At 34.7% G+C, this 26,163-nt stretch carries 18 protein-coding genes and 1 tRNA gene; 7 read left to right on the top strand and 12 right to left on the bottom strand.

Going from position 1 to position 26,163, the window contains the following annotated elements:
* Positions 1-41: 41 nt before the first annotated feature.
* A complete protein-coding gene (locus tag HM992_RS08015) occupies positions 42-2,120 on the top strand; it encodes a PKD domain-containing protein (RefSeq protein WP_179319288.1) in 2,079 nt (692 codons plus the stop codon).
* A gap of 70 nt (positions 2,121-2,190) precedes the next feature.
* Here the strand turns inward: HM992_RS08015 and HM992_RS08020 are convergent, their stop codons facing one another.
* From HM992_RS08020 to folE, 6 genes are all read right to left on the bottom strand, one after another.
* Entirely contained in the window at positions 2,191-3,054 is an 864-nt protein-coding gene (locus HM992_RS08020) for an alpha/beta hydrolase family protein (RefSeq protein ID WP_179319289.1), read from the bottom strand.
* Positions 3,047-3,550 carry a DUF192 domain-containing protein gene (locus HM992_RS08025; RefSeq protein WP_179319290.1) on the bottom strand — a complete coding sequence of 168 codons (504 nt, stop codon included), beginning with the start codon at positions 3,548-3,550 and terminating at the stop codon, positions 3,047-3,049. Before HM992_RS08025 ends, HM992_RS08020 begins: the two co-directional genes overlap by 8 nt.
* Positions 3,550-4,374, bottom strand: coding sequence for a prolipoprotein diacylglyceryl transferase (gene lgt / locus HM992_RS08030; protein ID WP_179319291.1), 825 nt, complete (start codon positions 4,372-4,374; stop codon positions 3,550-3,552). The genes HM992_RS08025 and lgt overlap by 1 nt, the downstream gene beginning before the upstream one ends.
* A 306-nt stretch (positions 4,375-4,680) precedes the next feature.
* Positions 4,681-4,917 carry a membrane protein insertion efficiency factor YidD gene (yidD, locus tag HM992_RS08035; RefSeq protein WP_179319292.1) on the bottom strand — a complete coding sequence of 79 codons (237 nt, stop codon included), beginning with the start codon at positions 4,915-4,917 and terminating at the stop codon, positions 4,681-4,683.
* 2 nt (positions 4,918-4,919) lie between these two features.
* On the bottom strand, positions 4,920-6,401 hold the full coding sequence (gene cysS, locus HM992_RS08040; RefSeq protein WP_179319293.1) for a cysteine--tRNA ligase: 1,482 nt from the start codon (positions 6,399-6,401) through the stop codon (positions 4,920-4,922).
* A gap of 57 nt (positions 6,402-6,458) precedes the next feature.
* A complete protein-coding gene (gene folE, locus HM992_RS08045) occupies positions 6,459-7,136 on the bottom strand; it encodes a GTP cyclohydrolase I FolE (RefSeq protein ID WP_178984494.1) in 678 nt (225 codons plus the stop codon).
* 196 nt (positions 7,137-7,332) lie between these two features.
* On the opposite strand from folE, the gene HM992_RS08050 reads away from it, so the two are divergent.
* Both HM992_RS08050 and HM992_RS08055 read left to right on the top strand, forming a co-directional pair.
* On the top strand, positions 7,333-7,788 hold the full coding sequence (locus HM992_RS08050) for a hypothetical protein (protein WP_178984495.1): 456 nt from the start codon (positions 7,333-7,335) through the stop codon (positions 7,786-7,788).
* A 98-nt stretch (positions 7,789-7,886) separates the two neighbouring features.
* Entirely contained in the window at positions 7,887-14,954 is a 7,068-nt protein-coding gene (locus HM992_RS08055; protein ID WP_179319294.1) for a T9SS type B sorting domain-containing protein, read from the top strand.
* 354 nt (positions 14,955-15,308) lie between these two features.
* Here the strand turns inward: HM992_RS08055 and HM992_RS08060 are convergent, their stop codons facing one another.
* Complete coding sequence (locus HM992_RS08060; protein ID WP_179319295.1) at positions 15,309-16,826, bottom strand: OmpP1/FadL family transporter; 1,518 nt, start codon at positions 16,824-16,826, stop codon at positions 15,309-15,311.
* A gap of 29 nt (positions 16,827-16,855) precedes the next feature.
* On the bottom strand, positions 16,856-17,890 hold the full coding sequence (locus HM992_RS08065; protein WP_179319296.1) for a hypothetical protein: 1,035 nt from the start codon (positions 17,888-17,890) through the stop codon (positions 16,856-16,858).
* Positions 17,891-17,991: 101 nt separating this feature from the next.
* On the opposite strand from HM992_RS08065, the gene proS reads away from it, so the two are divergent.
* From proS to rpsT, 3 genes are all read left to right on the top strand, one after another.
* The gene (gene proS / locus HM992_RS08070) at positions 17,992-19,470 is read left to right on the top strand and encodes a proline--tRNA ligase (RefSeq protein ID WP_179319297.1); all 1,479 of its coding nucleotides are present in this window, start codon (positions 17,992-17,994) and stop codon (positions 19,468-19,470) included.
* Positions 19,471-19,579: 109 nt separating this feature from the next.
* Positions 19,580-19,651, top strand: a tRNA-Glu gene (locus tag HM992_RS08075).
* Between the two features lie 25 nt (positions 19,652-19,676).
* Positions 19,677-19,928, top strand: a complete 252-nt coding sequence (rpsT, locus tag HM992_RS08080) for a 30S ribosomal protein S20 (protein ID WP_178984500.1) — start codon at positions 19,677-19,679, stop codon at positions 19,926-19,928.
* A gap of 179 nt (positions 19,929-20,107) precedes the next feature.
* On the opposite strand, the gene HM992_RS08085 is transcribed toward rpsT, so the two are convergent.
* A complete protein-coding gene (locus HM992_RS08085) occupies positions 20,108-21,775 on the bottom strand; it encodes a formate--tetrahydrofolate ligase (protein ID WP_179319298.1) in 1,668 nt (555 codons plus the stop codon).
* A gap of 144 nt (positions 21,776-21,919) precedes the next feature.
* Here HM992_RS08085 and era point away from each other — a divergent pair, with 144 nt between their 5' ends.
* On the top strand, positions 21,920-22,801 hold the full coding sequence (gene era / locus HM992_RS08090; RefSeq protein ID WP_115816324.1) for a GTPase Era: 882 nt from the start codon (positions 21,920-21,922) through the stop codon (positions 22,799-22,801).
* Here era and HM992_RS08095 read toward each other — a convergent pair.
* From HM992_RS08095 to HM992_RS08105, 3 genes are read right to left on the bottom strand one after another with little or no spacing between them, the layout of a single operon-like run.
* Positions 22,792-23,292, bottom strand: coding sequence for a GTP-binding protein (locus HM992_RS08095; RefSeq protein WP_179319299.1), 501 nt, complete (start codon positions 23,290-23,292; stop codon positions 22,792-22,794). The two genes, era and HM992_RS08095, sit on opposite strands and share 10 nt — an antisense overlap.
* A gap of 23 nt (positions 23,293-23,315) precedes the next feature.
* Positions 23,316-25,202, bottom strand: coding sequence for an OmpA family protein (locus tag HM992_RS08100; protein ID WP_179319300.1), 1,887 nt, complete (start codon positions 25,200-25,202; stop codon positions 23,316-23,318).
* A gap of 10 nt (positions 25,203-25,212) precedes the next feature.
* Entirely contained in the window at positions 25,213-26,151 is a 939-nt protein-coding gene (locus tag HM992_RS08105; protein WP_179319301.1) for a PorP/SprF family type IX secretion system membrane protein, read from the bottom strand.
* Positions 26,152-26,163 lie beyond the last annotated feature (12 nt).

Consider the following 26,163-nt stretch of genomic DNA (forward strand, 5'->3'; position numbering starts at 1 on the left):
AGTATAATGTGTAACTTCAGCTTCTATAAAAACCTATCAACATGAAAAAAGTACTACTCTTAATTTTTACAATATTATCATATTACGGATTTGCGCAAGATGTACTCATGCAGAATGGAACATTTACAACTTGTTCCGGAATTTTTTATGATTCTGGTGGTGAGTTTTCAAATTATGCTAGTGATGAGAGTTATATAGTTACTATATGTCCCGAAGAATCAGGCCAGCGAACGCGATTAGATTTTCAAGAGTTCTCAACTCAAATTGATATGGATATCCTGAAAATTTATGATGGAGACAATACCTCTGCTGAGTTAATAGATGTGTATTCTGGACCTTATTTACCAGGACTAATTGTAGCATCTTTTGATAATCTAACAGGTTGTTTAACATTAGAATTTACGTCAAACAACACAGGGAATACTACAGGTTGGACAGCAGCCATATCTTGTACTGCACCTTGTCAAGATATTACAGCGCAATTGGATTCAACTTTACCTGCCGCCAATAGTGAAGGGATAATAGAAGTTTGCGTTGGTAGTACAATTAACCTAAATGGTAGCGGAACTTTTGAAGTAGATGGGGCAGGAGCTAATTATACATGGGATTTGGGAGATGGAAGTTTTGCTTTTGGTCAATCTATTAGTGTGTCTTATGATATTCCTGGTGTGTATTTAGTAAACTTAGATATCAGAGATGCTAATATAGATAACATTGTACAAGGTTGTCCAAATACAAATAGTATAAATTTAGTAATACGCGTATCTGGAGAACCTGATTTTTTAGATACGCAAGCGACAGATAGTACCTTGTGCTTTGGTGAATCTACAGTTTTAGAAGGCGTTGTAAATCCATTAACCTTAGTTTATAATTGTCCTCCACCAGAAAGTGAAGTTACTTTCTTGCCTGATGGAACTGGTACAGCTTATAGTACATCTATAAATGTCACATGCTTTGATCCTGCTCAAATTTTAACTGATATTAGTCAGATTGAAAGCATTTGTTTAAATATGGAACATTCGTATTTAGGGGATTTAGATATAGAAATTATATCGCCTAATGGTCAAGTAGTAAGGTTGCATGATCAAGGAGGTAATTCTGCTAATTTAGGTATTCCTTGGGCCACAGGCACTGTGGATGGTAATAGTATTGATGTGACACCAGGGAATGGGTTTGATTATTGTTTTGTACCTAATGGTGGATTTCCAACACTGGCAGGTGGTTTGCAAACAGGTGGTGTTTTTCCTACAGGTGATGGTTCAAATACGTATGTAGATAATTTTGTGCCGGAAGGGAATTATAATTCTGTAAATCCTTTAGACGGGCTTTTAGGTTCTCCATTAAATGGGAATTGGACAATTACTATTGTTGATAATTTAGCTGCGGATAATGGCTATATATTTTCTTGGGAACTAAATTTTAATCCTAACTTACAATTAGAAGATTTTGATTTTGTTTCAACTATTGTATCACAATCTTGGGATTCTGACTTAAGTATTACTGAGGTTAATGGCAACACAATTACAGTAGCGCCAGAATCTGCAGGTGAGTTTTGTTACACATTTAGAACAGTAGATGTTTTTGGATGTGAATATACCAAGGAAGTGTGTATTAATGTAGCTGAAGAGGGTGCACCTCCAACAACGTATTATGAAGACTTAGATGGTGATGGTTATGGAGATCCTAATAGTACTATTGAAGATTGTTCGGATACACCTCGCTTAGGATATGTTGTAAATGGTTTAGATTGTAATGATACTGATGGTTTAATTAATCCAGATGCAGAAGATTCTGAAGGCAATGCGATTGATGAAAACTGTGATGGAGTTGATGGAGACACATTAGGCTTAGAAGATTTTAGCTCAGAAGATATTAAAGTGTTGTCTAATCTATTTAATGATCAATTCGTTATAAATGTGCCAACTATTTTAGCAGAAAGTCAATTGAATATTACTATTTATGACTTAAATGGTCGTAAGGTTTATCAGAATAAGTATTCAGTTAGCAATAATCAAATCACAATTAATAATTTAGATGAATTAGGGAAATCGACCTATTTATTAGAGATATCTAATGAGCAATTTGGGTTGAATGTTATAAAAAAAATAGTGAAGTTATAGGTTTATAGATAATAGAAATACCTCTCTTTGTTGAGAGGTGTTTTTATTTTTTAAAATAAAAACGTCATAGTTAAGTGTTATTCTCAATCCATTCATTTGTCATTTTCCATAGAGACTCTTTAAATTGACTTCTAAAGAATCCAAAATGTCCAACATTAGAAATGTTTAAGTCTTCAGGAATGATGTGTTGTCTGTTCACTTGAGCATTGATAAACTGTTTCGCTAACCAATCTACTGAACTTTTTGAAGCATATTCATCATTAGGAAAACTTAAAGCTAATAAATGTTTATTAAAATTTTTGAACTGAAGATCTTCAAAATTAAATTCACCTAATATGTAGTCTTTATGCTTTCCCCAATGTCTCCATTGATAAACCATATTTTTCGGAAGATTTTCAAATAGCTTTATCTTTTTAGCAGGAAAATATCCAAATAGGGGTGTAAGAGAAGGAATCAGTGCATACCAAAACGCAAACATTTTAAAACGTTCATAGCCTTTCCAAAGTTTCCAATAACCACTTTGGGATGCCACAGTAATTATAGCATCTATGTTAGTCATATTTTTGTTGAAGGCTAAAATTTGTCCACCAATACTATGAGTAATAACGATTAATTTATGATTTGGGTTTTTAGCCTTAGCATAACTAATTACTGAAGTTTGGTCATTTTCTCCCCAATCTTTAAGATTAATTGTATTTTGTTTTAAGTGAGTAGTGTTTGGATTTGATTTGCCAATACCAGAATAATCAAAGGTATAAACCGTATAGCCTAATTCTGAAAAATAAGTAGCAAACTTAAAATAGAAATGTTGCAATACTCCTGTTGCCGAAGAAATAATAATGCTTTTATAATTTGAGGATTTCGGTTTAAAAACAGAAAGACCTAAATGATGACCTAAAGGTGTTGTGATATCTAAACCTATTGGTTTAGTCATTAGTAGTTGTAAAACTGATTTTATCTCCAATAGCAAGTTGCCAAGTATCGGAAAGCCCACCATTAATTTCCAAAACATATTTTGCAGGAGCTTCGGACGGAAGCGAAGTCTCGTCCATTGGCTTCGCGTTCTTTTGAATGCCAACAATCGATAAATCTTGGTCTATATAAATAATATCTAAAGGAATCTTCGTATTTTTCATATAGAAACTACGCATTTGCACATTAGGAAATATAAATAACATCCCATGATTGGTTTCAAGCTTTGTTCTATACATTAAACCGGTTTGGGTAGTGTATTCATCATCAGCAATCTCAATATCTATTATTTTTATAATAGAATCCGAATCTGTTTTTTTTAGTGTAAGTGTGCCTTCTTTCTTAAAGTTAACTACAACTTTATCTTCGGTTACTGTTTTCTTTTCTTCTTTACAAGATGAAAGTAATACAAGTCCAAAAACAATTACTACAGATTTTAAAATCAGTGGAATTCGCATTAGTTTAATTTTGTTTTAGGTTTATAAATAAACATAAAGTAAAGCCCAATAATTATAAAAGGAATACTTAACCATTGCCCAGTATTTAAAACCCAATCGGCACGTTCAATATTTTGAGCTTCCTTTACAAATTCCACAAAGAATCTTACCGTCCAAAGTAGTACAAGGAACAGTCCGAATAAGAAGCCTTGTTGTTCGGATTTTTTTGTTTTCCAATAGAAATAAAAGAGGATTAAGAACACAAATACATAGCAAAATGCTTCGTATAGTTGTGCAGGATGTCTTGGTGCGGTTTCACCTAATTGTTTGAATACAACGCCAAAATCACTACCTGTGTATTTTCCTATTATTTCAGAATTAATAAAATTACCGATTCTTACAAATACAGCTCCAAGAGCTACAGGAATTACAACACGATCTAAAATCCAAAGTACCGTTTTATGTAATACTTTTTTATTATAAATGTACATGGAGATAATCATAGCAATAGCTGCACCGTGACTCGCCAAGCCTTGAAATCCTGTGAATTCAAATCCGCCAGCAAACTTAAAAGGTAAAAAGATGCTGAAAAAATCTTCTGAAATTAATTCCGGTTGGTAAAAAATTACATGGCCCAATCTTGCACCTAACATAATTCCTAAAACAGAATAGATGAATAAAGAATCTAATGCTTCATCGGTTAAGCCTTCCTTTCTGTAAATGCGCTTGGTGATGTAAAAGCCCAAAATAAAGGCGACAATCCACATCATACTGTAAAAATGAAGTTTAAAAAATCCTAAGTCCAAAAACTTAATAGGATCCCAATCAATCTGTAATAAAAACATAGGTATTTTATTTATGTGGTAAATATAATATTTTGATAACGATTGAAAATGAGATTAACGTAAAATTAGTCTTCTTTTCTAGGAACAAGGGCAAAAGCACTACTTCCCCAAAGCGACGGAACGTAAAGAAAATGTACGGAGTACATTTTTAGAGAATGGGCGAGCTGGCGTGTTGGCAAAATTTTTAGTTGTCATCCTTTCTAGGAACAGGATCAAATCCAATACCTCCCCAAGGCGACGGAGCGTAAAGAAAATGTACGGAGTACATTTTTAGAGAACGAGCGAGCTAGCGTGTTGGCAAAATTTTTAGTTGTCATCCTTTCTTGGAACAGGATCATATCCACTACCTCCCCAAGGATGACAACTAAAAATCCGTTTTATAGCTAACCATCCTCCTTTAAAAAAACCATGAACTTCTAAAGCTTCCTTAGCATAATGAGAACAGGTTGGTTGATATCTGCAAGTTGCAGGTGTTAATGGAGAAATAAACAACTGATAGAATTTAATCAGTAGGAGAAACGGATATGCTAATAGCTTTTTCAAGATTAATTAGTCGTGAAAGTCGTTCCTTCCTTACTGTCATTTAATTGAATGCCGGCTTCAGCCAATTGATCTCTAATTTTATCAGATAAAGCAAAGTCTTTATTTAATCGTGCTTCTTTTCTAAGGTTAATTAATATGTCTACAGCACCAGTTAATTTATTGCTTCCTGTACTTGCTTTTGAAATATTAACTAAACCAAGAACATCAAACACAAAGGATTCAATCGTTTCTTTCAATAATGTTAAATCTTCAGGTGTTACACTAGCACTACCATCTTTAATCTGATTAATGAATTTTACAGCCTCAAAAAGCGTTGCTATTAATATAGGAGTATTAAAATCATCATTCATGGCGTCATAGCATTTCTGCTTCCAATCGGCAACATTAAACGAAGAGGTTGTTCCTGTTTTTAAATTATCTATTAAACTAATGGCATCCATAAGTCTATGGAATCCTTTTTCTGCAGCCGCTAAACCATCATCTGTTAAATCTAAAACACTTCTGTAAGACGCTTGCATCATAAAAAAGCGAATTACACTAGGGTTGTAAGCTTTAGACATAATGTCATTATCTCCAGAAAGTAATTCAGCCGGATTAATATAGTTTCCAGTCGATTTACTCATGCGAGCTCCATTAAGTTCTAACATATTAGCATGCATCCAATATTTTACAGGAGCCTGACCTTTAGAGGCTTGATTTTGCGCAATTTCACATTCGTGATGTGGGAATTTTAAGTCCATACCACCTCCATGAATATCAAAATAATCACCCAAATATTTGGTGCTCATCGCAGTACATTCTAAATGCCAGCCTGGGAAACCATCGCTCCAAGGAGAAGGCCAACGCATAATATGTGAAGGCTCTGCTTTTTTCCAAAGGGCAAAATCTTGAGGATTCTTCTTGTCGCTTTGTCCGTCAAGCGCACGTGTATTATGAATTAAATCCTCTAATTTTCGTTTGCTTAAAATACCGTACTCATTAGATTCATTGTATTTATGAACGTCAAAATAAACGGATCCATTTACAACATAGCCGAAGCCATTATCTATAATAGATTGAATTAATTCAATTTGCTCAATGATATGACCTGTTGCAGTCGGCTCTATACTTGGAGGCAAAAAATTAAAAGTGTTGAGTACATTATGGAAATCCACTGTATATCGTTGCACAATTTCCATAGGTTCAATAGCTTCTAATCGTGCTTTCTTGGTAATCTTATCTTCACCAACGTCGGCATCGTTTTCTAAGTGACCAGCATCTGTAATATTTCGAACGTATCGTACTTTATAACCTAAGTGTTTTAAGTAACGAAAAATCATGTCGAAAGACATAAAAGTCCTAACATTACCTAAATGTACATTACTATATACTGTTGGTCCACAAACGTACATTCCAACATAGCCTTCGGTTATAGGTTGAAAAACTTCTTTTTCACCTGTAAGTGTATTGTATATTTTTAATTCTTTCTTATTGTATAATGACATGACGTGACTTTTGAAAATGAATAGATAAATTGAATTAGCTCGTTGAGATTAGATATACTAAAACTGTGTGTCTAACTTAATGTAGTCTAAAAGTTCTCTTCGTGTTTCGTTGTCTTTGAATTTTCCACCAAATTCTGAAGTCACTGTACTACTTTCAATATCTCTAATGCCACGAGAATTTACACACAAATGTTTAGCATCAATAACACATGCAACATCTTCAGTATTTAAAACTGCTTGAAGCTCTTTTACAATCTGAATCGTTAATCGCTCTTGTACTTGTGGTCGTTTTGCGTAATAGTCTACGATTCTATTCATCTTAGATAGTCCAACTACAGTGCCGTTAGAGATATATGCAATATGTGCTCTTCCAACGATAGGTAATAAGTGGTGCTCGCATGTAGAATAAACCGTAATATTTTTTTCTACGAGCATTTCTCCATACTTGTATTTATTGTCAAAAGTAGAAGCATTTGGTTTTTTATCAGGGTCTAAACCGCCAAAAATCTCATTAACAAACATTTTTGCTACACGGTTTGGAGTACCTTTTAGGCTGTCATCATTTAGGTCTAAACCTAAAGTTTCTAGAATGTGTTTTACATCATCTTTAATGATATTTATTTTTTCGCTGCTAGATAATTTGAAAGCATCAGCTCTCAAAGGAGTTTCACTTGATGAGCTGAAGTGGTCATCACCAAGAGCATCAATATCATTAAAGTCATTTTCAATTTTCATTATAAAATAATAGGTTATCGGTTTTTAAAAACGAGATGCAAAGATAAACAATAAAAATAGTTTCATTAAGGTAGGAGTTTTATAATTAGAGCTGTTATATAAGTAAAACCGTTAAAACACCAATATCCTTGATGAATTAACAATTGTTTTACTAAAATTTTCTTAATTTTCGAAATTCTAATATTCTGAATTACCTATGAAAAATCTACTCTTTATGTTGGCATTGATAATCATGCCTTTAAGCGTTTTTAGCCAGCAATCAAGCCATAAAAACCCTTTACCATTGGCAAAATACAACGACAATGTTAAATTACCATTAACGGCCACCGAGCGTGCTCAGATCATTGAGGCGTACGGAGAATCTGCAGAAGAACTCGTTTTTAGCAAACCAAATCGTCTTAAAAGTATAAAACACATTCTTAGAAATAGGGTCGTAATTAAGTTGGTTACAAATGAAAATGAAAAGAAGCCTTGTCCTAAATTATCGGAGATGGCTGAGGCAGTTGGTTTAGATTATAGTCAAGAAGAAGATTTTAATCCTAAGAGTTTTAATCCTTTAAAATATGGATTAAATTTTTATTCAAGATCTGCAGCCATGTATCAAGTTGATGATACAAATTATTACATAATTATAAAGTCTCAATATCAATAAAAGTATACACTTAAAACGAGTGTTGTACAACATTATTATTGGGATGAATGATTAAGTGCGAATAGCATTTGTCCCTTTTAAACTATTAAATTAATCCTATGAAATATTTATTTACTATAATCCCTCTATTATTTTCATCGTTTTTATTGGCTCAAAGTGTTAATATGCAAACAGCCACGGTAAGCCAATGTGGTGGGGTTTTTTATGATTCGGGTGGTGAGTTCGGTAATTATGACAATGATGAAGATTTTGTTTTGACGATTTGTCCTGAAACTGCAGGTCAGAAAATCAAAATTGACTTTATAACATTTACAACCCAATTAGGTGCGACTCCAGATGTAATGGAGATTTTTAACGGCGACTCTGTCGCAGCAGATTCATTTGGTCAATTCTCAGGTACAAATAGTCCTGGATTAGTTCAGGCAACTGAAGACAATACGTCTGGTTGTATTACAATTCAATTTATTTCAAGTGATTCTGGTAATATTGATGGTTGGGTAGCAAATATATCTTGTTTAACTCCTTGTCAAACTATCAATTCTCAATTAGACTCATCGAGTCCAACACCAAATGCAGAAGGTTATATAAGAGTTTGTCCAAATGAAGAGATTACACTGACAGGTAGTGGTGATTTTTCTATAGATGGGACTGGCGCTACTTATGAATGGGATTTAGGTGATGGTAATACGTTTGCCGGTCAAACTGCAACATTTTCATATCCAGATCCTGGTGTTTATATTGTGAATTTAAATATACGTGATGCTAATACCTCAATTGATCCTCTAGGTTGTGATAATAATAATTTAATAAACCAAGTAATACAAGTGGCTACAAAACCCGATTTTGAAGGTACTGAAGCGGTCAATACAACGCTTTGTTTTGGTGAAAGTACAGATATAACAGGTGTCGTTGAAGCTGTTGAATATATTAATGACTGTACACCTCCAGTGAGTGGTGTAACGTTTTTGCCAGATGGTAGTGGAGCTGTTTATGAGACATCTATAACAGTAGATTGTTATGATTCAGATCAGAAATTAACAGATCTTAGCCAGTTAGTCAGTATTTGTGTAACAATGGAACACTCCTATTTAGGGGATTTAGATATTGAAATAATTTCACCTACAGGCGAAGTTGTAAGAATGCATGATCAAGGTGGTAATTCTGCTAATTTAGGTGAGCCATGGGCTACAGCTGGAGTTGATGGTGAGAGTTCTAATACAACACCTGGAAGAGGAAGTCAATATTGCTTTGTGCCAAATGGAGGGTTTCCAACCTTAGTTGGAGGTGTTCAAAGCGGTGGGACATTTGTGAGTGGAGATGGTCCAAATACTTACACAGATTCTTTTGTTCCTCCGGGTAATTATAGTTCTGTATTTCCATTAGATGGTTTAATTGGTTCAGATTTAAATGGAGATTGGACTATTAGAGTTGTTGACAACCTTGGGGCTGATAATGGTCATGTTTTTTCTTGGGGTATTGAGTTTGATCCAAACCTACAACCTCCTGAGCTTTCGTTTTCACCTGTAATTACTTCAGCTGATTGGGATACTGATACTACCATAACAAATACGGCAGGAAATGTTATTACAGTTCAACCTACTACTTCAGGTGAATTCTGTTATACATATAGAGTTACTGATGATTTTGGATGTGAATATACAGAAGTAGTTTGTATAGATGTATTGCCTGAGTTTATTACTGTGAATCCTAATAATTTATATGTTTGTGATACAGGTATTCCACCATATATTTTTAATTTAGAATCTAATACAGCAGTTGTGCTGGCGAGTGCTACAAATGCTTCTGATATAGTCGTGACTTATCACAATTCATCTGAGGATGCAGAAGGTGATCTTGCGGCTATAACAGATTCGGGGAATTATACAGGTACAGATGGCGAAACCATATTTGTTAGAATTGAATATTTAGATTCTGGTTGTTTTGAAGTATTTCCTTTTACTTTAAATGTATCAGGTCAACCCACCATCAACCCAGTTTCAGATTTAGAGTTATGTGATGATGATAGTAACGATGGATTTGAGACCTTTGATTTAAGTTCACAAACTTTAGCGATTTTAGGGTCACAATCGGCAACAGATTTCACGGTAACTTACTATTTAAGCTTTGCAGATGCAGACGCAGGAGATAATGCCTTACCTTCAGATTACACCAATACGGTCAATAACCAGCCAATATTTGTAAGAGTAGCAAGTTCAGGGGATTCCAGTTGTTATAATGCCTCAGCGACGGCACTTTTCAATTTGGTAGTTAATCCTAGAGCATTAGCCACAACCCCGGATGACATGGAAGTTTGTGACGATGTGAGTAACGATGGTTTTGCTACCTTCGATTTAAGCAGTCAAGAAGCTGTAATTTTGAACGGACAAGACCCAACCGTTTATAACGTATTATTTTATAGTAGCCCAGACGACGCAGATGATAATGTAGGAGCTTTAGCAACAAGTTACACTAATACTACCGCAAATTTAGAGACCATCTATGTCAGAGTCGAAGACCCATTATATCCGAGCTGTTATAGTACCACAAGTTTTAATTTAATAGTAAATGCGCTACCAGTAGTAACCGCTGTAACACCATTGCAAGTTTGTGATGATGACACAGATGGATTTGTAGGCTTCCCATTAAGCGATAAAGAAGCTGAGTTATTAAACGGGCAAAGTGGAGTAGCTGTATCATTTCATGAAAACCTATTAGGAGCAGAAATGGATAACTCAGAAATATTTGATGGCTATGTTAACACATCGATGACCAATCAAATCATATTCGTACGTTTAGAAAATACAACAACCAACTGTTACAACATTGGTAGCCTTACCTTGGAGGTTTTAGAAAATCCAATAGCCAATAGCACCACACCATTAGAAGTTTGTGATGATAATGTCGATGGTATAGCGGTCTTTGATTTGAGTATAAAAGATACAGAAGTTGTAGGGACGCAAGCAGGGATGATCGTTCGCTATTATGAGAACCAAGCCGATGCAGAAGCAGGAGGCAGTCCATTATCAACCAATTACACAAATACGCAAGCGGGAGCCCAAGAGATTATAGCACGTATAGAAAATGGGGCAACAGGCTGTTATGCTACCACAGCACTTCAGTTGATTGTCAATCCAAAACCATTAGTCCTAGAAGTTTCTAACTATGAGTTGTGTGATGAGACTACACTAGGCGACGAAGAAGAAGCCTTCGATTTATTAACAAAGACTCCAGAGATTTTAGGAACACAGGTTAATGTCACGGTAAGTTACTATGCTAATCCAACAGATGCAAGTACTGAAACCAATCCTATATTAGGATCGTATACAAACATTAGCAACCCCCAAACGATAACAGCTGTACTGACCAATACACTAACAGGTTGTACTTCAGATTTAGAATTTGACTTAATAGTTAATCCATTACCGGTAGTGGTTGCACCAACAGCCTTAGAGGTTTGTGATGATGGTACACCAGACGGTTTAACAGAAATGGATTTAAGTCTAAAGAGCATGGAAATCACAGGCAACAATCCAGCCTATTCGATCAATTACTATGAGACTTTGGCAGACGCTGAAACAGAAACTGATCCTTTACCAATATTATATACCAATACGAGTAATGGACAAATTATTTTTGTACGCGTAGAAAATACTACTACCGGATGTTACGATACCACAGAATTAGAATTGGTTGTGCAACAAGCACCAATAGCTTTTACACCACAGCCACTGAGATACTGTGATCCAGACAATGACGGCTTTGGGGTGTTCACGCTTACGGATGTAGATAATGAGATCACGGGAGGCGCCTCAGGACTAGAGGTTACCTATCATGAGACAGAAACCAATGCTATTAATGGAGTTGATGCTATAGACACCACAGTGAACTATAACAACATCGTACAAGGTGAACAAATTTTATATGCAAGAATAGAAAGTCCAACGATAGCGACAGACTGTGCGACTGTTGTAGTGTTAAGGTTAATCGTAGAGCCAACACCACAGTTGCTAGATCCAACACCATTAGAAGCATGTGATGATATCTCAGCCGATGGTTTTGCGACGTTTGATCTAACGAGCAAAGCAGCAGAATTACTAAACGGTCAAGATCCGTTACAGTACATCGTTAGCTATTACGAGAGTGAGGCTAATGCAGAAGCGGACAACAACCCTATAGCTAATCCACTCGCTTATACCAACACCGACGATTTTAATCAAATTATTTGGATACGTGTAGAGGATAGTACCACGGTAGAAGGCTGTTATAAAATCACGAGTTTAGAGCTGATAGTGAACCCATTACCAGTTTTAATTACACCAGCACCCTTAGAGCTCTGTGATGTAAATAACCCAGGAGATGAGCAAGAAGGCTTTATATTAGAAGAGGCTAACGAAGAAATCCTAAATGGTCAAACAGGTATTACGCTAACGTACTATGAAACACAAATGGATGCCGACAATGCAACAAATCCAATAGCAAGTCCATATGTAAACACTAGCAATGCTCAAACGATATTTGTAAGAGCAGAAAATGATGTCACAGGCTGTTACAATACGGTAACCGTAACGCTAAGAGTAGATCCAATACCATCACCAGAACCGAATCCAACAGCAATAGAAGTCTGTGATGATGACAATGATGGATTTGCAGAATTCGATTTAACACAACGTACTATAGAAGTTATTAATGGAGAACCTAATGTAGCGATTACTTATCACGAGACACAGACCGATGCAGAGAATGGTGATAATCCAATTATCGGACTGTACACTAACATTGTGGCCAACAATCAAATGATTTTTGTACGTTCGGAAAACACGGTAACAGGCTGCTTTAGTTTAACCACAAATACGATGGAGCTTATTGTGTTGCCTTCGCCAGAAGTGCCAACAAGTATAGAGTCTTACACTATATGTGACACCAATGACAATGGTATTACCCAATTTGATTTGACCACCAAAGATGAAGAAATTTTAAACGGACAAGACCCACTAGAGGTACTACTGACTTACCATGTTAGTGCATTAGATGCCGCAACAGGCAATAATCCAATTATTAATGTAGGTAACTACACCAACACTGTAAACCCACAAGTTATTTATGTACGTTTATACAATCCAACAACAGGCTGTGACGATACCGGAGAATTTGAGTTAGAGGTTAATTTACCACCAGTAGTGGTACAACCAACACAATTAAGTGAATGTGATGATTTAGGAGAAACACCAGGAGATGAATTTACAACATTTGATTTAACGGTAAAAAACAATGAAATCACTGGAGGGAATAGCAGTTATTCCGTAGATTATTATGAGACCGATGCGGATGCACAATCTCAAACCAATGTGATTCCAGATCCAACACAGTATACCAATACTTCAGTTAACGGCTTAAATGCAAACCCACAAACCCTTTATGTGGTGGTTACCGATACCAATACAGGCTGTGTAGACTTTACTACCTTAACAATCCGTGTCTTACCAAACCCAACCCCAACACCAAGCGATCAATTACCAAGTTTAGAGTTGTGTGATGATGTAAACACAGGAGATGGAGTCGAAGTGTTTGACCTTACGGAAAATGAAATTCTGATATTAAATGGAGAAGCAGGAGTTACGGCAAGCTACTATGAAAGTCTAGATGATGCCAATTCAGCAAGTAATGCTATAGTGGACCCAACGCAGTATACGAATACAGAAACACCAGAACAAGAGATTTATGTGCGTGTGACCAATGATGCTACAGGCTGTTATGCTTTAGTTGATTTTACAATCATAGTGCATCCATTACCAGAAGTTGTGGCTGTAACAGATTTTATACAATGCGAATTATTCACTGATGGTGTTGATAGTTTTGATTTGACTACAAAAGACGAAGAAGTTTTAAACGGTCAAGATCCAACACAGTTTATAGTAAGTTACCATAGCAGTTTAGCTGATGCCGAAGCAGGTACCAACGGCCTAGTAAGTTTATACACGAACTTGAGTAACCCACAGCAAATCTTTGTGACGATCACCAACAATGTAACAGGATGTTCGATTAGTACCCAAAGTTTCAATATAGAAGTGCAAGAAGCCGCACAGGCCAACCCAAATATGGAAGCCATAGTTTATGAAACCTGTGATGATGAGATGGAAACCGATGGAGATCCAACCAATGACAGTGCACAGTTTGATTTAACGACAAGAGACGCAGAAGTTTTAGACGGTCAAGATCCACTGAATTATATTGTGAGCTATTATGAAACGCAAGACGATGCTGATTTAAATGTCAATCCATTACCAACATTGTATGAAAACATAACGAACCCACAAGTTATTTATGCACGTGTAGATAATGATACACCAGACGGTACTACAGGAAATGACACGTCCATCTGTTATGCTGTAGCAGAAATCACTTTACAAGTGAATCCGTTACCAGAATTTAATTTAGAAGACAGTTATATTCTATGTTTAAACACCAATGGAACGGAAGTTTTAGAACCTTTAGTTATTGATACAGGCTTATCAGCCGTAGACTATAGCTTTGAGTGGAGTTATAATACCGTTGTAATTCCAGGAGCTACAGGTCCAAGTATAATGCCAACCCAAGGAGGTAGCTATAGTGTTTTAGTAACCGATATGAGCACATCTACAGAGACTAATTGTACTAATGTTGATACAACTGACGTTATAGAAAGTGAACCACCAAGTTTAACCATAGAATTATTGACACAAGCCTTTGCAGATAATCACATTTTAGAAGCCTTAGCGACCGGAATAGGAGTTTATGAATACAGCTTAGACGGAGGACCATGGCAAGATGAAGGGACCTTTATAAACCTATCTGCAGGAGAGCATGAGATTACGGCAAGAGATAAAAATGGCTGTGGATTAATCACGGTATCGAAGTTTATAATCGATTATCCGCTGTATTTTACGCCCAACGGAGATGGAAATAATGAAACTTGGAACATTGAAGGTGTTGGAAGTAATGCAAAAATTTATATATTCGACCGGTACGGAAAGTTGATAAAGCAAATAAGTCCAGATGGAGATGGTTGGAACGGGACATATAATGGTAAAGCAATGCCAACGAGTGACTACTGGTTTACAGTGGAATACGACGAGCCGAGCAATGGAGTACGTAAAGAATTTAGAGCTCATTTTACCTTGAAACGATAAAATGTGTATAACCATAAAAAGCCTGAACACTCCTAGTGTTCAGGCTTTTTTTTGCCTTATAAAGATTCGAAAGTTGAAAATGTAATTACTTTTTTTGTGAGCAATTTAAGCTAGTTTATATAGCATAGAATACAAGTTATTATGATGCAATCAAACAATTGTTAGACTAATTTCACTCAGAATGTGAAGACGTAAAAGTTTGACTTAATTTGGGATAGAATAGTTTTATTTAATTCTAGAGTATATCCTAAGAGGAAGGTTTATCTCAATTACTACTATTGATAAAAAAAACAGAAAGACCTGAACAATAATCATTGTTCAGGTCTTTCTGTTTTTTTATTGTAGTTAACCTATTTATAAATTAAACCCTAATGTTAAAATGAAATCAGTAAATTTTGATTCAATTTGAGTGGCATCTGTTAAACCTTGTGAGTATAGTTGATAATTATAATCGCGTTGAGATTGACTAAAAGCAAAATCTAAATTAATATCACCAAAATTATATCCTAATCCCAAAGAATAGCCGCTAAGATCTCCATAAAAATTATCATTTTTATAAGGGCTCTCTTCAAAACGATATCCACCTCTAAAACTTACTTGTTTATAACGGTATTCACCACCTAATCTATACGATACAGCAGTATCTAAATCATTACTGATACTAGTATTTAGACTAGAAAAAATAGCATCTGTAGTTGGTTTGAATTTTGAACTACTATAATCCTTAACAGCATAATCAAAACTTAACAAACCTTTTCTACCAAAAATATAAGCTAAACTACCAGTAACTTTACCTGGGGTTTTTAATTTATATTCTTCATAGATATTAACAACATTAGGGCTAACAATTTGATTAATATTGGATCCGTCTTCTTGTCTAGACGTTGCTAAATATTGTGATGTCTCGTCAGAAATACTATACCAAGTAGGAGAGTTATAGGATAAGCCAACTCTAAATTCTTCAGTTATTTTTGCAATACCACCAAGTTGAAATGAAAAGCCACTTCCTGTCGTTAACAAATTATTTTCAAAATCTACATGACTAACAACAGAACTTGCATTCGAATTAGACTCATTAAGAAATGTAGTTCGTTCAAAGTTTATAAAATGTGAATTCAGATTTAATCCCAAATAAAGCTTATCCTTATAACTTGTCGCAATATTGAAAGCTAATTTTCCATTGTAACCTCTGCTGGCATACGTATAACGTTGATTATAATCACCACCAGTTACGTTAGATATATAATTGTCAGTAGTATCATCGTCATCAGGATTTATGATGTAACCTTCGTATCCTAGGAATGCTTGCTGATTTTGAAATCCAAATATTGAACCTATTTCGGAATAAGCTTGAGAGATAGACTCTCCAGGTAAGGCCGAAATGTCATCAACTGGTAATCCATTAGCATACTCAACAAAGTACGATCCTATTGTGTTATTTGCGTTTACACCACTAGCAATCCAATCATTGTCAAAATCTGCAGTACGATCATAAGCAAAACTTAGTGAGAATTTTTTCCAACCCGAGTTGGTATTTGTGTTTTTAAAGACGAATGCAGCACCTAGTTGATTTAAATCTACATTAGTATTAGTATCAGAATTATAACTATTAAAATAATTAGTATCGTTATTTGTATTAAATATACCTAATGATACAGAGGCATGGCTATTATTAAATATAGCGGAGCCTGCAGGGTTTATATTTACACTAGACATGTCGCCTCCTAAGGCTCCAAAAGCACCACCCATAGCTCTATAACGAGCAGTTCCTTGGATCCCATCCATAGAATATCTTAGAGCGTCTGTAATGTCTTGAGCTAAAATATAAGACGTGCTTATTAATCCTATGCTCAGCATAAGTAACTTTTTCATATGTGATTTTTTAGAATGTTTATTAAAGTTTATCTTCTACCGCCTCGTCGACTACTGCTAGAAGAGCTACCACTACTAGATCTAGAGCTACTACTAGATGATCTTACAGTACTGCTGCTAGAAGATCTTGATGTGCTAGAACTTGATCGAACCGTTCCTGTAGATCTTGTACTTCGAGTAGGTGTAACTGTTCTACTGGTAGGTCTTGTTATAGTACGTCTAGTAGTTGTTGTAGGTCTAGTCGTTCTCAGAGTTCGAGTAGATCTTGTCGTTGTAGAAGGATTTCTAACTGTTCTTGTCGTTGAATTATTAGATCTTACGCTTCTAGTAAGGTTATTTCTAGATAAACTAGAGGTATTTGATAATCTTTGTGTAGAATAATTATTTCTAGATAATGCAGAATTTGTTCTGCGATTTAGGTTATTATTATTAAATAAAGATCCTCTTCTAGTATTATTATAGGCATATCTATTATTTCTGTAGTAGCCATTGTTCCATCCGTAATTATAATATCCGTAACCATTGTTATATCTCCAAGGAGCATAATGACCATAACCATATCCATAATATCCGCCATATGACCAATGATTGTTCCAACCGTAACCGTAATTATAGCCCCAAGGTCTTGACCAACCATATCCAAATCCACCACCCCAGATCCAAGGGCTGTTGTAGCCATACCAACCGTTATCTATATAATTAATGGTAACAGTATTACTGTTTTGCCCCCAACCTCCATAAGCAGGTTGTTGTTCTAATGTATCTATTACTTGCTCTGTGTAATTCCCTTCATAAGAATCAATATCTGTAAAAATCTCAGACTCTTCTTGTATGGCATTAACTTCAGCTGAGTTTTCAGAGAAGTAATTTTTATAATAGTCAGAATCATTTACTGAAGTTGTAATAACTGTTTCTTCTGTATTATTTTCGTAATCTTCAGTAGCATAAATACCGTCATTGTCATAACCAGCGTACTGAAACGAACCACAAGAAGTTAACACGGTTATGAAACCGAGTGCAACAAAAAATGGCAATTTTTGAGTTAAAATAGTTTTAAATTGCATATCTCTTTTATTTTATTGTTGAACATAGCAAAAATAGTTAGTTTTGCTGTATTATTTAATACATTTAACATAAGCACAATATTTGTGCCAAAACACGGAAAATGAGCAAAAATCTTACTAGTAGAGCTGAAGATTATTCAAAATGGTATAATGAATTGGTTGTTAAGGCTGATTTAGCGGAAAATTCTGCCGTTAGAGGTTGTATGGTTATTAAACCTTATGGCTATGCTATATGGGAAAAAATGCAAGCAGAATTAGATCGAATGTTTAAAGAAACAGGACATCAGAACGCCTATTTTCCATTATTTGTTCCTAAAAGCCTATTTGAAGCAGAGGAGAAGAATGCCGAAGGTTTTGCCAAAGAATGTGCCGTTGTGACGCATTACAGATTACAAAATGACCCAGATAATCCAGGGAAATTAAGAGTGGATCCTGAGGCTAAACTTGAAGAGGAGCTAGTTGTAAGACCAACAAGTGAAGCTATTATTTGGAATACTTATAAAGGTTGGATTCAAAGTTATAGAGATTTGCCAATTTTGATAAATCAGTGGGCAAATGTTGTGCGTTGGGAAATGCGAACACGTTTATTTTTACGTACTGCTGAATTTTTATGGCAAGAAGGCCATACTGCGCATGCAACAAAAGCTGAAGCACTTGCAGAAACAGAACAAATGAATAATGTTTACGCCGAGTTTGCTCAAAATTTTATGGCAATTCCTGTTATTAAAGGAGTGAAAACTGAAAGCGAACGTTTTGCTGGTGCTATTGAAACGTATTGTATTGAAGCTTTAATGCAAGATGGAAAGGCGCTTCAGGCTGGTACATCGCATTTTTTAGGTCAAAACTTCGCAAAAGCTTTTGATGTTAAGTTTACTAATAATGAAGGTAAATTAGATTATGTATGGGCAAGTTCTTGGGGAGTTTCTACAAGATTGGTAGGAGCTTTGATTATGACGCATAGTGATGATAAAGGTTTAGTGTTACCACCAAATTTAGCACCATCTCAAGTTGTTATTGTTCCGATATTTAAGACAGATGAACAATTTGAAGTAATTTCTGAAAAAGCAGAGAGTATAATTAAAGAGCTTAAATCATTAGGTGTTAGTTGTAAGTTTGATAAAAGAACTACGCATAGACCAGGAGCAAAATTTGCACAACACGAATTACAAGGTGTACCATTACGTATCGCTATTGGGCCAAAAGATTTAGAAAATAATACCGTTGAATTAGCAAGACGTGATACTTTAACTAAAGAGATTGTACCAATTAATGGTTTAGCGTCAACTATAAAAGATCTTTTAGAGGTTATACAAGATGAATTATTTACCAAAGCTTTAAATTTTAGAGACGAACATACCACAGAAGTCGACGATTTTGAAACATTTAAAAAAGTTTTAGAAAATAAAACAGGATTTATTTCAGCGCATTGGGATGGAACTATTGAGACTGAGCAAAAGATTAAAGAAGCCACAAAAGCAACGATAAGATGCATTCCTTCAGCGGGAAAGAAGGAAGAGGGGGTTTGTGTTTACAGCGGAAAACCATCAATGCAACGTGTGCTTTTTGCTAAGGCTTATTAATTTTTTTGAAAAAAAATTAATAAGGTGTTGCACAATTTAAAAATAGTTGTAAATTTGCAACCGCAATGGAAACGTTGTAGGTTCATTTAAATAATATAATAACCAAAATGGCCCGTTCGTCTATCGGCTAGGACGCATGGTTTTCATCCATGTAAGAGGGGTTCGATTCCCCTACGGGCTACAATTTTTAATAAGAAAATAATATAATGGCAAATCATAAGTCAGCTTTAAAAAGAATTAGAAGTAACGAAAAAAGACGTGTACTTAATAAATATCAGCATAAGACAACTCGTAATGCTATAAAGAAATTACGTGAGATTACTGATGCTAAAGAGGCACAAACTATGTTACCTTCTGTTATTAGTATGTTAGATAAATTAGCAAAGAAGAATGTTATTCATGCTAACAAAGCTGGTAACTTAAAATCTCAGTTAACTAAACATGTTGCTGCAATTTAATTAATTGTAGTTTCTACTAAGATATTAAAGTCTTTCCGAAAGGAAAGACTTTTTTATTGGTTTAAATTTAGGGGTTTTGAGAAATAGTTTTGCTACTGATTTGTTTCTTCTTATAACGAAATTTAAGATTATAATTAAAGGAATTCTTAAAAGCCAAATAACTAAATGAGACGAAGTTTTTAAAACAAACCCGTAATCTCACCGTCATCACTAATATCTATACCTTCAGAAGCTGGATGCGCAGGTAAACCAGGCATTCTCATCATATCACCAGTAATTGGTATTAAAAATCCAGCACCAGATGCTATTTCAATTTCTCTAACCGTAATAATAAAATCTTTAGGACGACCTAATAATTTAGGGTTATCAGACAATGATTTTTCGGTTTTTGCGATGCAGATCGCTAAATTATCTAAACCTAGCTTTTTAATACGTCTTAGTTGTCGCTTAGCGTTAGATGTATATTCTACGTGATCAGCTCCATAAATCTTTTGGGCAATGATTTCAATTTTAGATTCTACATCATTTTCCCAATTATATAAAGGCTTAAATTGGGTTGTATTGGCTTCAACAACTTCAATGACTTGCTTAGCCAATTCAATAGCACCTTCTCCTCCTTTAGCCCAAACATCAGCGACAGCAACCCGAATATTTTTAGTCTTAGCAAAATTTTTAATTAATTCAATTTCTTCAATACTATCTGATTCAAATTTATTTATGGCTATCACAGGTGTTAAACCAAATTGTTCTATGTTTTCAATATGTTTTTCTAAATTTGGAAATCCTTTTTCTAAGGCTTCTAAATCCGTAATTTTTAATGATTTTAAATCTGCTCCTCCATGGTATTTTAAAGCTCTTATTGTTGTTGTTAATACTACAGCTTTAGGAGAGAGGTTTGCGCTTTGGCATTTGATATCTAAGAATTTTTCAGCTCCTAAATCACATCCGAAACCGGCTTCAGTAACGGTATAATCCGAAAATGTCATTCCCGTTAATGTTCCAATTACTGAGTTCGTACCCTGGGCAATATTGGCAAATGGACCTCCATGAATAATGGCGGGATTTCCTTCAATAGTTTGTACTAAGTTAGGTTTTATAGCGTGTTGTAGTAAGGCTGCCATTGCACCTGCAACTTTTAAGTCTTTAGCGTAAATGGGTTGGTTAGAAAATGTGTAACCAATAAAAATATTGCCAATACGTTCCTTTAAATCACTTAAATCTTTGGAAATACAGAGAATAGCCATAATTTCTGAAGCCGCAGTAATATCAAAACCAGTCTCTCGTGGAATACCAGAAGAGGTGCCTCCTAAGCCAACAACGATGTTTCTTAAAGCTCTATCATTAACATCAAATACACGTTTCCATGTAATTGTTCTTGGATCTATACCTAAAGAGTTTGTTTTACTCTGAATATTATTGTCAATAATAGCAGCTAATAAATTATTGGCTTTTTCAATTGCTGAAAAATCACCTGTGAAATGTAAATTAATATCTTCTAAGGGTAAGACTTGTGCAAACCCACCTCCTGTAGCTCCTCCTTTTATTCCAAAAACAGGCCCTAAAGAAGGTTCTCTGAGTACAACAGTTGTTTTTTTATTTAGTTTATTTAGAGCTTCAGACAATCCAATGGATATCGTTGTTTTTCCTTCTCCAGCTGGAGTAGGAGATGTTGCCGATACCAAAATAAGATTACTTTGTTTCGCTTTATCTTTATCTATAAACGATAGTGGAATTTTCGCCTTATTTTTTCCAAACATTTCAATTAGTTCAGGGTCAATTCCGAATTTTTCTGCTATTTCCGATATGGGCTTTAGTGTTACTTTTTTTGCAATCTGAAGATCTGTCATAATAGGAGGTAATAGGTTTGTACTTCTCAAATTTATAAGAATAATGACGTATAAATGGTGATTTTTATCATATGTAAAATTGTATTTCAACTCTTTTAGGACTTAATGCATTAAAGATTGTAACTTTGCAGTAAATTCTTAAAGATGCATAAAGCAGGTTTTGTAAATATTATAGGTAATCCTAATGTTGGAAAGTCCACGTTAATGAATGCGTTTATTGGTGAAAAATTATCAATAATTACATCTAAAGCGCAAACAACGAGACATCGAATTTTGGGAATCGTAAATGGTGAGGATTTTCAGGTCATTCTAAGTGATACACCTGGAATAATAAAACCAGCTTATGAACTGCAAGAATCTATGATGGATTTTGTAAAGTCGGCTTTTGATGATGCCGATGTTCTAATTTACATGGTAGAAATAGGAGAAAAAGAGCTTAAAGATGAAGCCTTCTTTAATAAGATTACCAATTCAAAAATTCCTGTTTTATTATTGTTGAATAAAATTGATACATCCAATCAAGAACAACTTGAAGAACAATCAGAATTATGGCAAAGTAAAGTCCCAAATGCTGAGTTTTTCCCAATTTCAGCAACTGAAGGATTTAATGTTCAAAATGTATTTGATAGAATTATTGAATTATTACCAGAGTCACCTGCATTTTATCCAAAAGATCAATTAACAGATAAGCCAGAACGGTTTTTTGTAAACGAAGCGATTAGAGAAAAAATCTTAATACATTACAAAAAAGAAATTCCGTATGCCGTAGAAGTGGATACTGAAGAGTTTTTTGAAGAAGAAAATATCATTAGAATGCGTTCTGTGATAATGGTGGAGCGTGAAACTCAAAAAGGGATTATCATTGGTCATAAAGGTTCTGCTTTAAAACGTGTTGGAGTAGAAGCGCGTAAGGATTTAGAAAAATTCTTTGGTAAGCAAGTTCATTTAGAACTGTATGTAAAGGTGAATAAAAACTGGAGGAGTAATCAAAATCAATTGAAGCGTTTTGGATATAATCAGCGATAAACTTTAAGGGTTTCTTTCATAAAGCCATGAAGTTTGTGCATTTCGGACATACCTTTTGAGCGTCCAATTCTTCCAGCAAAGTACAATACAAACCAAAGTATGATCATAAATAATGATAGGCATAATTGTATGGCATAAGAATTACCTAAAGTGATATTAGTATAAGCCCAAATTCCAAAGCCAAAAAATAAACCAGCAACAATAAAGTGTAAAAACATAAATAACGTCCAAACGGTTGGGTTTGGTCCAAATAAGCCATGTACAGTAGCTTTATCTTTATCGGTTTGATTAATCTCTAAGTGTAATTGAGGGGACCAAAAGTGCTGATCTTTTTTAGGGATTTTTATAAAAACATGATCGTCAATCCTAGAAATAATAAATTCTGTTTGGGTAGATTTTGTTTGTTCAAAATCTTCTAACAATTTGTTGTTAGTCGCATTGACTTCAAACTTGAAGCGCGGTCTTAAAACTATTTCATTAGACAGTTCCATATTTTAAAAAGAGAGATCCGTTTCTAACGTAATATTAGGAACTCACAACGTCTATTAATTGAGTATTCAGTTTCTGTACAGTTATCACCACAAGGAACTAAAGGTTTCGTTTCACCATAACCTTTAGAGGTTAGACGCGCTCTAGGAATATCATTTTCTACTAGATATTCTAAAGTAGCACGTGCTCTTTTTTCTGAAAGATCCATGTTAAATTCATAACTCGCTCTAGAATCGGTATGGGCTCCTAACTGGATTTCCATCCTTGGATACTTTTTAAGTAACGCTACTAAAACGTCTAGAGTTCGGGCAGCTTGTGGTTTTATATCCCATTTAGCAAAATCGAAATATATGTTCTCTAGTTCGATATATGTGTTTCCTTCATCATCATCAGTAACAATTTCTTCTGCATCTTTATAAGATTCAATTTCTAACTCAATATTGAACTCAATATTACCTTTATCGTTAGTGTCAAAAAATTCGACTTGAGGAATGTATTTTGGTTGAAATCCTTCTACAGAATATTTTTGACTTGGCTGTGTTGGTAGTTTATAGCGTCCATCTTCGCCTACTAATTGTTCGGCAATAACATTGCCATCTTTATCAAATAAAGTCACTGTGGTATTCGGTAATATTTCACCTGTGACTTTGTCTGTAACTAAACCTTCAATGAAATAAGTTCTGTCGTTTTCAATACGTTTAAACGTATAAATATTATCTAAACCAGATCTGTTAGATGATATATATCCTGTATTTATTGAATCTACAACCACGAATGCGAAATCATCTTTTTCGCTGTTTATAGTCTCGCCTAAATTGAGCGCTTCCAAGAATTCATTATTACTTGCACTACTTGCAAAGAGGTCTAAACCTCCAAAGCCATGTTTACCATTTGAAGAAAAATAAAGTGTACTGTCTTTAGCTATAAAAGGAAATTGTTCCCTGCGAATAGTGTTGATGTTTTCTCCTAGGTTGATAGGTGTACCGAACGAATTATCTGCATAAACATCTACATAGAAAATATCAAATGATCCTAAAGTATTAGGCATATCACTCGAAAAATAGAGTCGAGTTTCATCACTGTTTAGCGAAGGATGCATTGTAGAATAGGTTTCACTAGCGAAAGAAACAGGTTCAATATTCTTCCATTCATCTTTAACACGTTCTGCTTTGAAAATACTAACAACCGCAATTTTTGTGGAATCTAAATCAATGCGTTTTTTGAGATTTCTAGAAAAATACATGGTTTTACCATCTTTCGTAAACACGGCATTACTTTCATGTTGTTTTACAGCGTTAATCTCATCGTTAAGTGGTTGAATACTATCTAAAGTAATGTCATCACCTTTTGTTGATACCACTCCTTCGTATAAATCTAAATAGGGCTTACCATTCCAATTATAATTTGGGTTTTCTATATTTTTAGTAGAAGCAAAAACAATTTTATCGTCATAAAGACCAACGCCAAAACTAGAACCACCAACATCCTCTGTAAGATTTTTTAATTCATACTTATAAGGTACGATACGTTTTAGTAACTCCTTTAATTCAGGTGTGTTGATAGTATCCTTTAGATGGCGTGTTGAAATTTCATCAGCTTTTTCATAATTTTTGGTACCTTTTAATACTTGAAAATATTTAAAATAGAAATCTTCGCTTAGGTCAGTGCTAATTTTTAAATCATACACTTGTTTATAGGCTTTATAAGCGTTATCAAATTCAGAGTTATAATAATAGCAATCGCCTAGTTTTTCTAAATTACTAGCTGTTTTAGGAAGACTAGAAAATATCTCTGCAGCTTCAACATAAGCTCTATTTTCGTAAAGAATATTGGCTTTACTTGCAGATTGAGAGAAACATAGCATTCCTGTTGTTAAAGCCGTAAATAGTATGTATAGTTTAAACGTTTTCATGTGTCTTCAATTAGAAAAATCTAGGGGATTTATCGTAGCCTTTTCCAAGATTACCAATGTTAAACAATAAAAGTAATTCGTGCGAACCGGAATTAAATCGACCTAAGTTAGAGAGCGTATGATCGTAAGCATAACCAATCCGAACTGCTGGTGACATAGTAAAATTAAGCATACCAGTTACTGAATCGTCGTAACGATACCCTAATCCGAATTCTACTTTGTCATATATTAACACATTTGCAGTTACATCTACCGATAGTGGCGCACTGTTAACATGCTTAGCCATAAATGCTGGTTTGAATTTAAAATTATCGCCAAAATTAAAGACATAGCCACCTGTAAAAAACAAATGCATGTTTTCTGATGCGTCGGAAACCACTCCACTATCATCTTGAAGGTGTTTTGTTTGTAATAAATTAGGAGCTGATAATCCTAAGTAATAATTTTCTGAAAAATAGTATAAACCGGCTCCCACATTAGGAAAGGTTCTATTGATGTTTTCTGCAAAAGCAGGATCTGGTAATGGATCTGAATATACAAAGCCGTCAAAGTTAGTACTGTAAAATGTGGCTCCAGCTTTAATTCCAAAAGATAATTTTGAATTTTTTCCAACCGGAAGAACATAAGCAATATCGGCAAAAGCACCAGTTTGTTTTACAACATCACCAATTTCATCATGTACAAAAGAAATACCTCCTTCTAAACGATCTGTGATTTTAGAGTGTACAAATAGAGAGCCTGTGGTGGGACCTCCAATAGATCTTGCCCATTGAGATCTATAAAGTAAACCGATATTCATTGTAGTCTCATCATCCGTTGCGTACGCAGGATTTATGACACTCATATTATACATATATTGCGTGAATTGAGGATCTTGTTGCGCATGTGATGAGAACCCTAAGAATAGAGTTATAATCGCAATACTATATGTTGTTAATTTACTTATCATTTTAATATGTCA

It is taken from the genome of Winogradskyella helgolandensis, assembly GCF_013404085.1.
GTDB lineage: Bacteria > Bacteroidota > Bacteroidia > Flavobacteriales > Flavobacteriaceae > Winogradskyella > Winogradskyella helgolandensis.

Bases quoted from the DNA above. Each gene is read 5' to 3' on its own strand.
- HM992_RS08095 (WP_179319299.1), bottom strand. From the start codon at position 23,292: ATGGAACTGTCTAATGAAATAGTTTTAAGACCGCGCTTCAAGTTTGAA.
- HM992_RS08055 (WP_179319294.1), top strand. From the start codon at position 7,887: ATGAAATATTTATTTACTATAATCCCTCTATTATTTTCATCGTTTTTA.
- era (WP_115816324.1), top strand. From the start codon at position 21,920: ATGCATAAAGCAGGTTTTGTAAATATTATAGGTAATCCTAATGTTGGA.
- rpsT (WP_178984500.1), top strand. From the start codon at position 19,677: ATGGCAAATCATAAGTCAGCTTTAAAAAGAATTAGAAGTAACGAAAAA.
- HM992_RS08020 (WP_179319289.1), bottom strand. From the start codon at position 3,054: ATGACTAAACCAATAGGTTTAGATATCACAACACCTTTAGGTCATCAT.
- folE (WP_178984494.1), bottom strand. From the start codon at position 7,136: ATGAAAATTGAAAATGACTTTAATGATATTGATGCTCTTGGTGATGAC.
- HM992_RS08025 (WP_179319290.1), bottom strand. From the start codon at position 3,550: ATGCGAATTCCACTGATTTTAAAATCTGTAGTAATTGTTTTTGGACTT.
- lgt (WP_179319291.1), bottom strand. From the start codon at position 4,374: ATGTTTTTATTACAGATTGATTGGGATCCTATTAAGTTTTTGGACTTA.
- HM992_RS08065 (WP_179319296.1), bottom strand. From the start codon at position 17,890: ATGCAATTTAAAACTATTTTAACTCAAAAATTGCCATTTTTTGTTGCA.
- HM992_RS08050 (WP_178984495.1), top strand. From the start codon at position 7,333: ATGAAAAATCTACTCTTTATGTTGGCATTGATAATCATGCCTTTAAGC.
- HM992_RS08100 (WP_179319300.1), bottom strand. From the start codon at position 25,202: ATGAAAACGTTTAAACTATACATACTATTTACGGCTTTAACAACAGGA.
- proS (WP_179319297.1), top strand. From the start codon at position 17,992: ATGAGCAAAAATCTTACTAGTAGAGCTGAAGATTATTCAAAATGGTAT.
- HM992_RS08060 (WP_179319295.1), bottom strand. From the start codon at position 16,826: ATGAAAAAGTTACTTATGCTGAGCATAGGATTAATAAGCACGTCTTAT.
- cysS (WP_179319293.1), bottom strand. From the start codon at position 6,401: ATGTCATTATACAATAAGAAAGAATTAAAAATATACAATACACTTACA.
- HM992_RS08085 (WP_179319298.1), bottom strand. From the start codon at position 21,775: ATGACAGATCTTCAGATTGCAAAAAAAGTAACACTAAAGCCCATATCG.
- HM992_RS08105 (WP_179319301.1), bottom strand. From the start codon at position 26,151: ATGATAAGTAAATTAACAACATATAGTATTGCGATTATAACTCTATTC.
- HM992_RS08015 (WP_179319288.1), top strand. From the start codon at position 42: ATGAAAAAAGTACTACTCTTAATTTTTACAATATTATCATATTACGGA.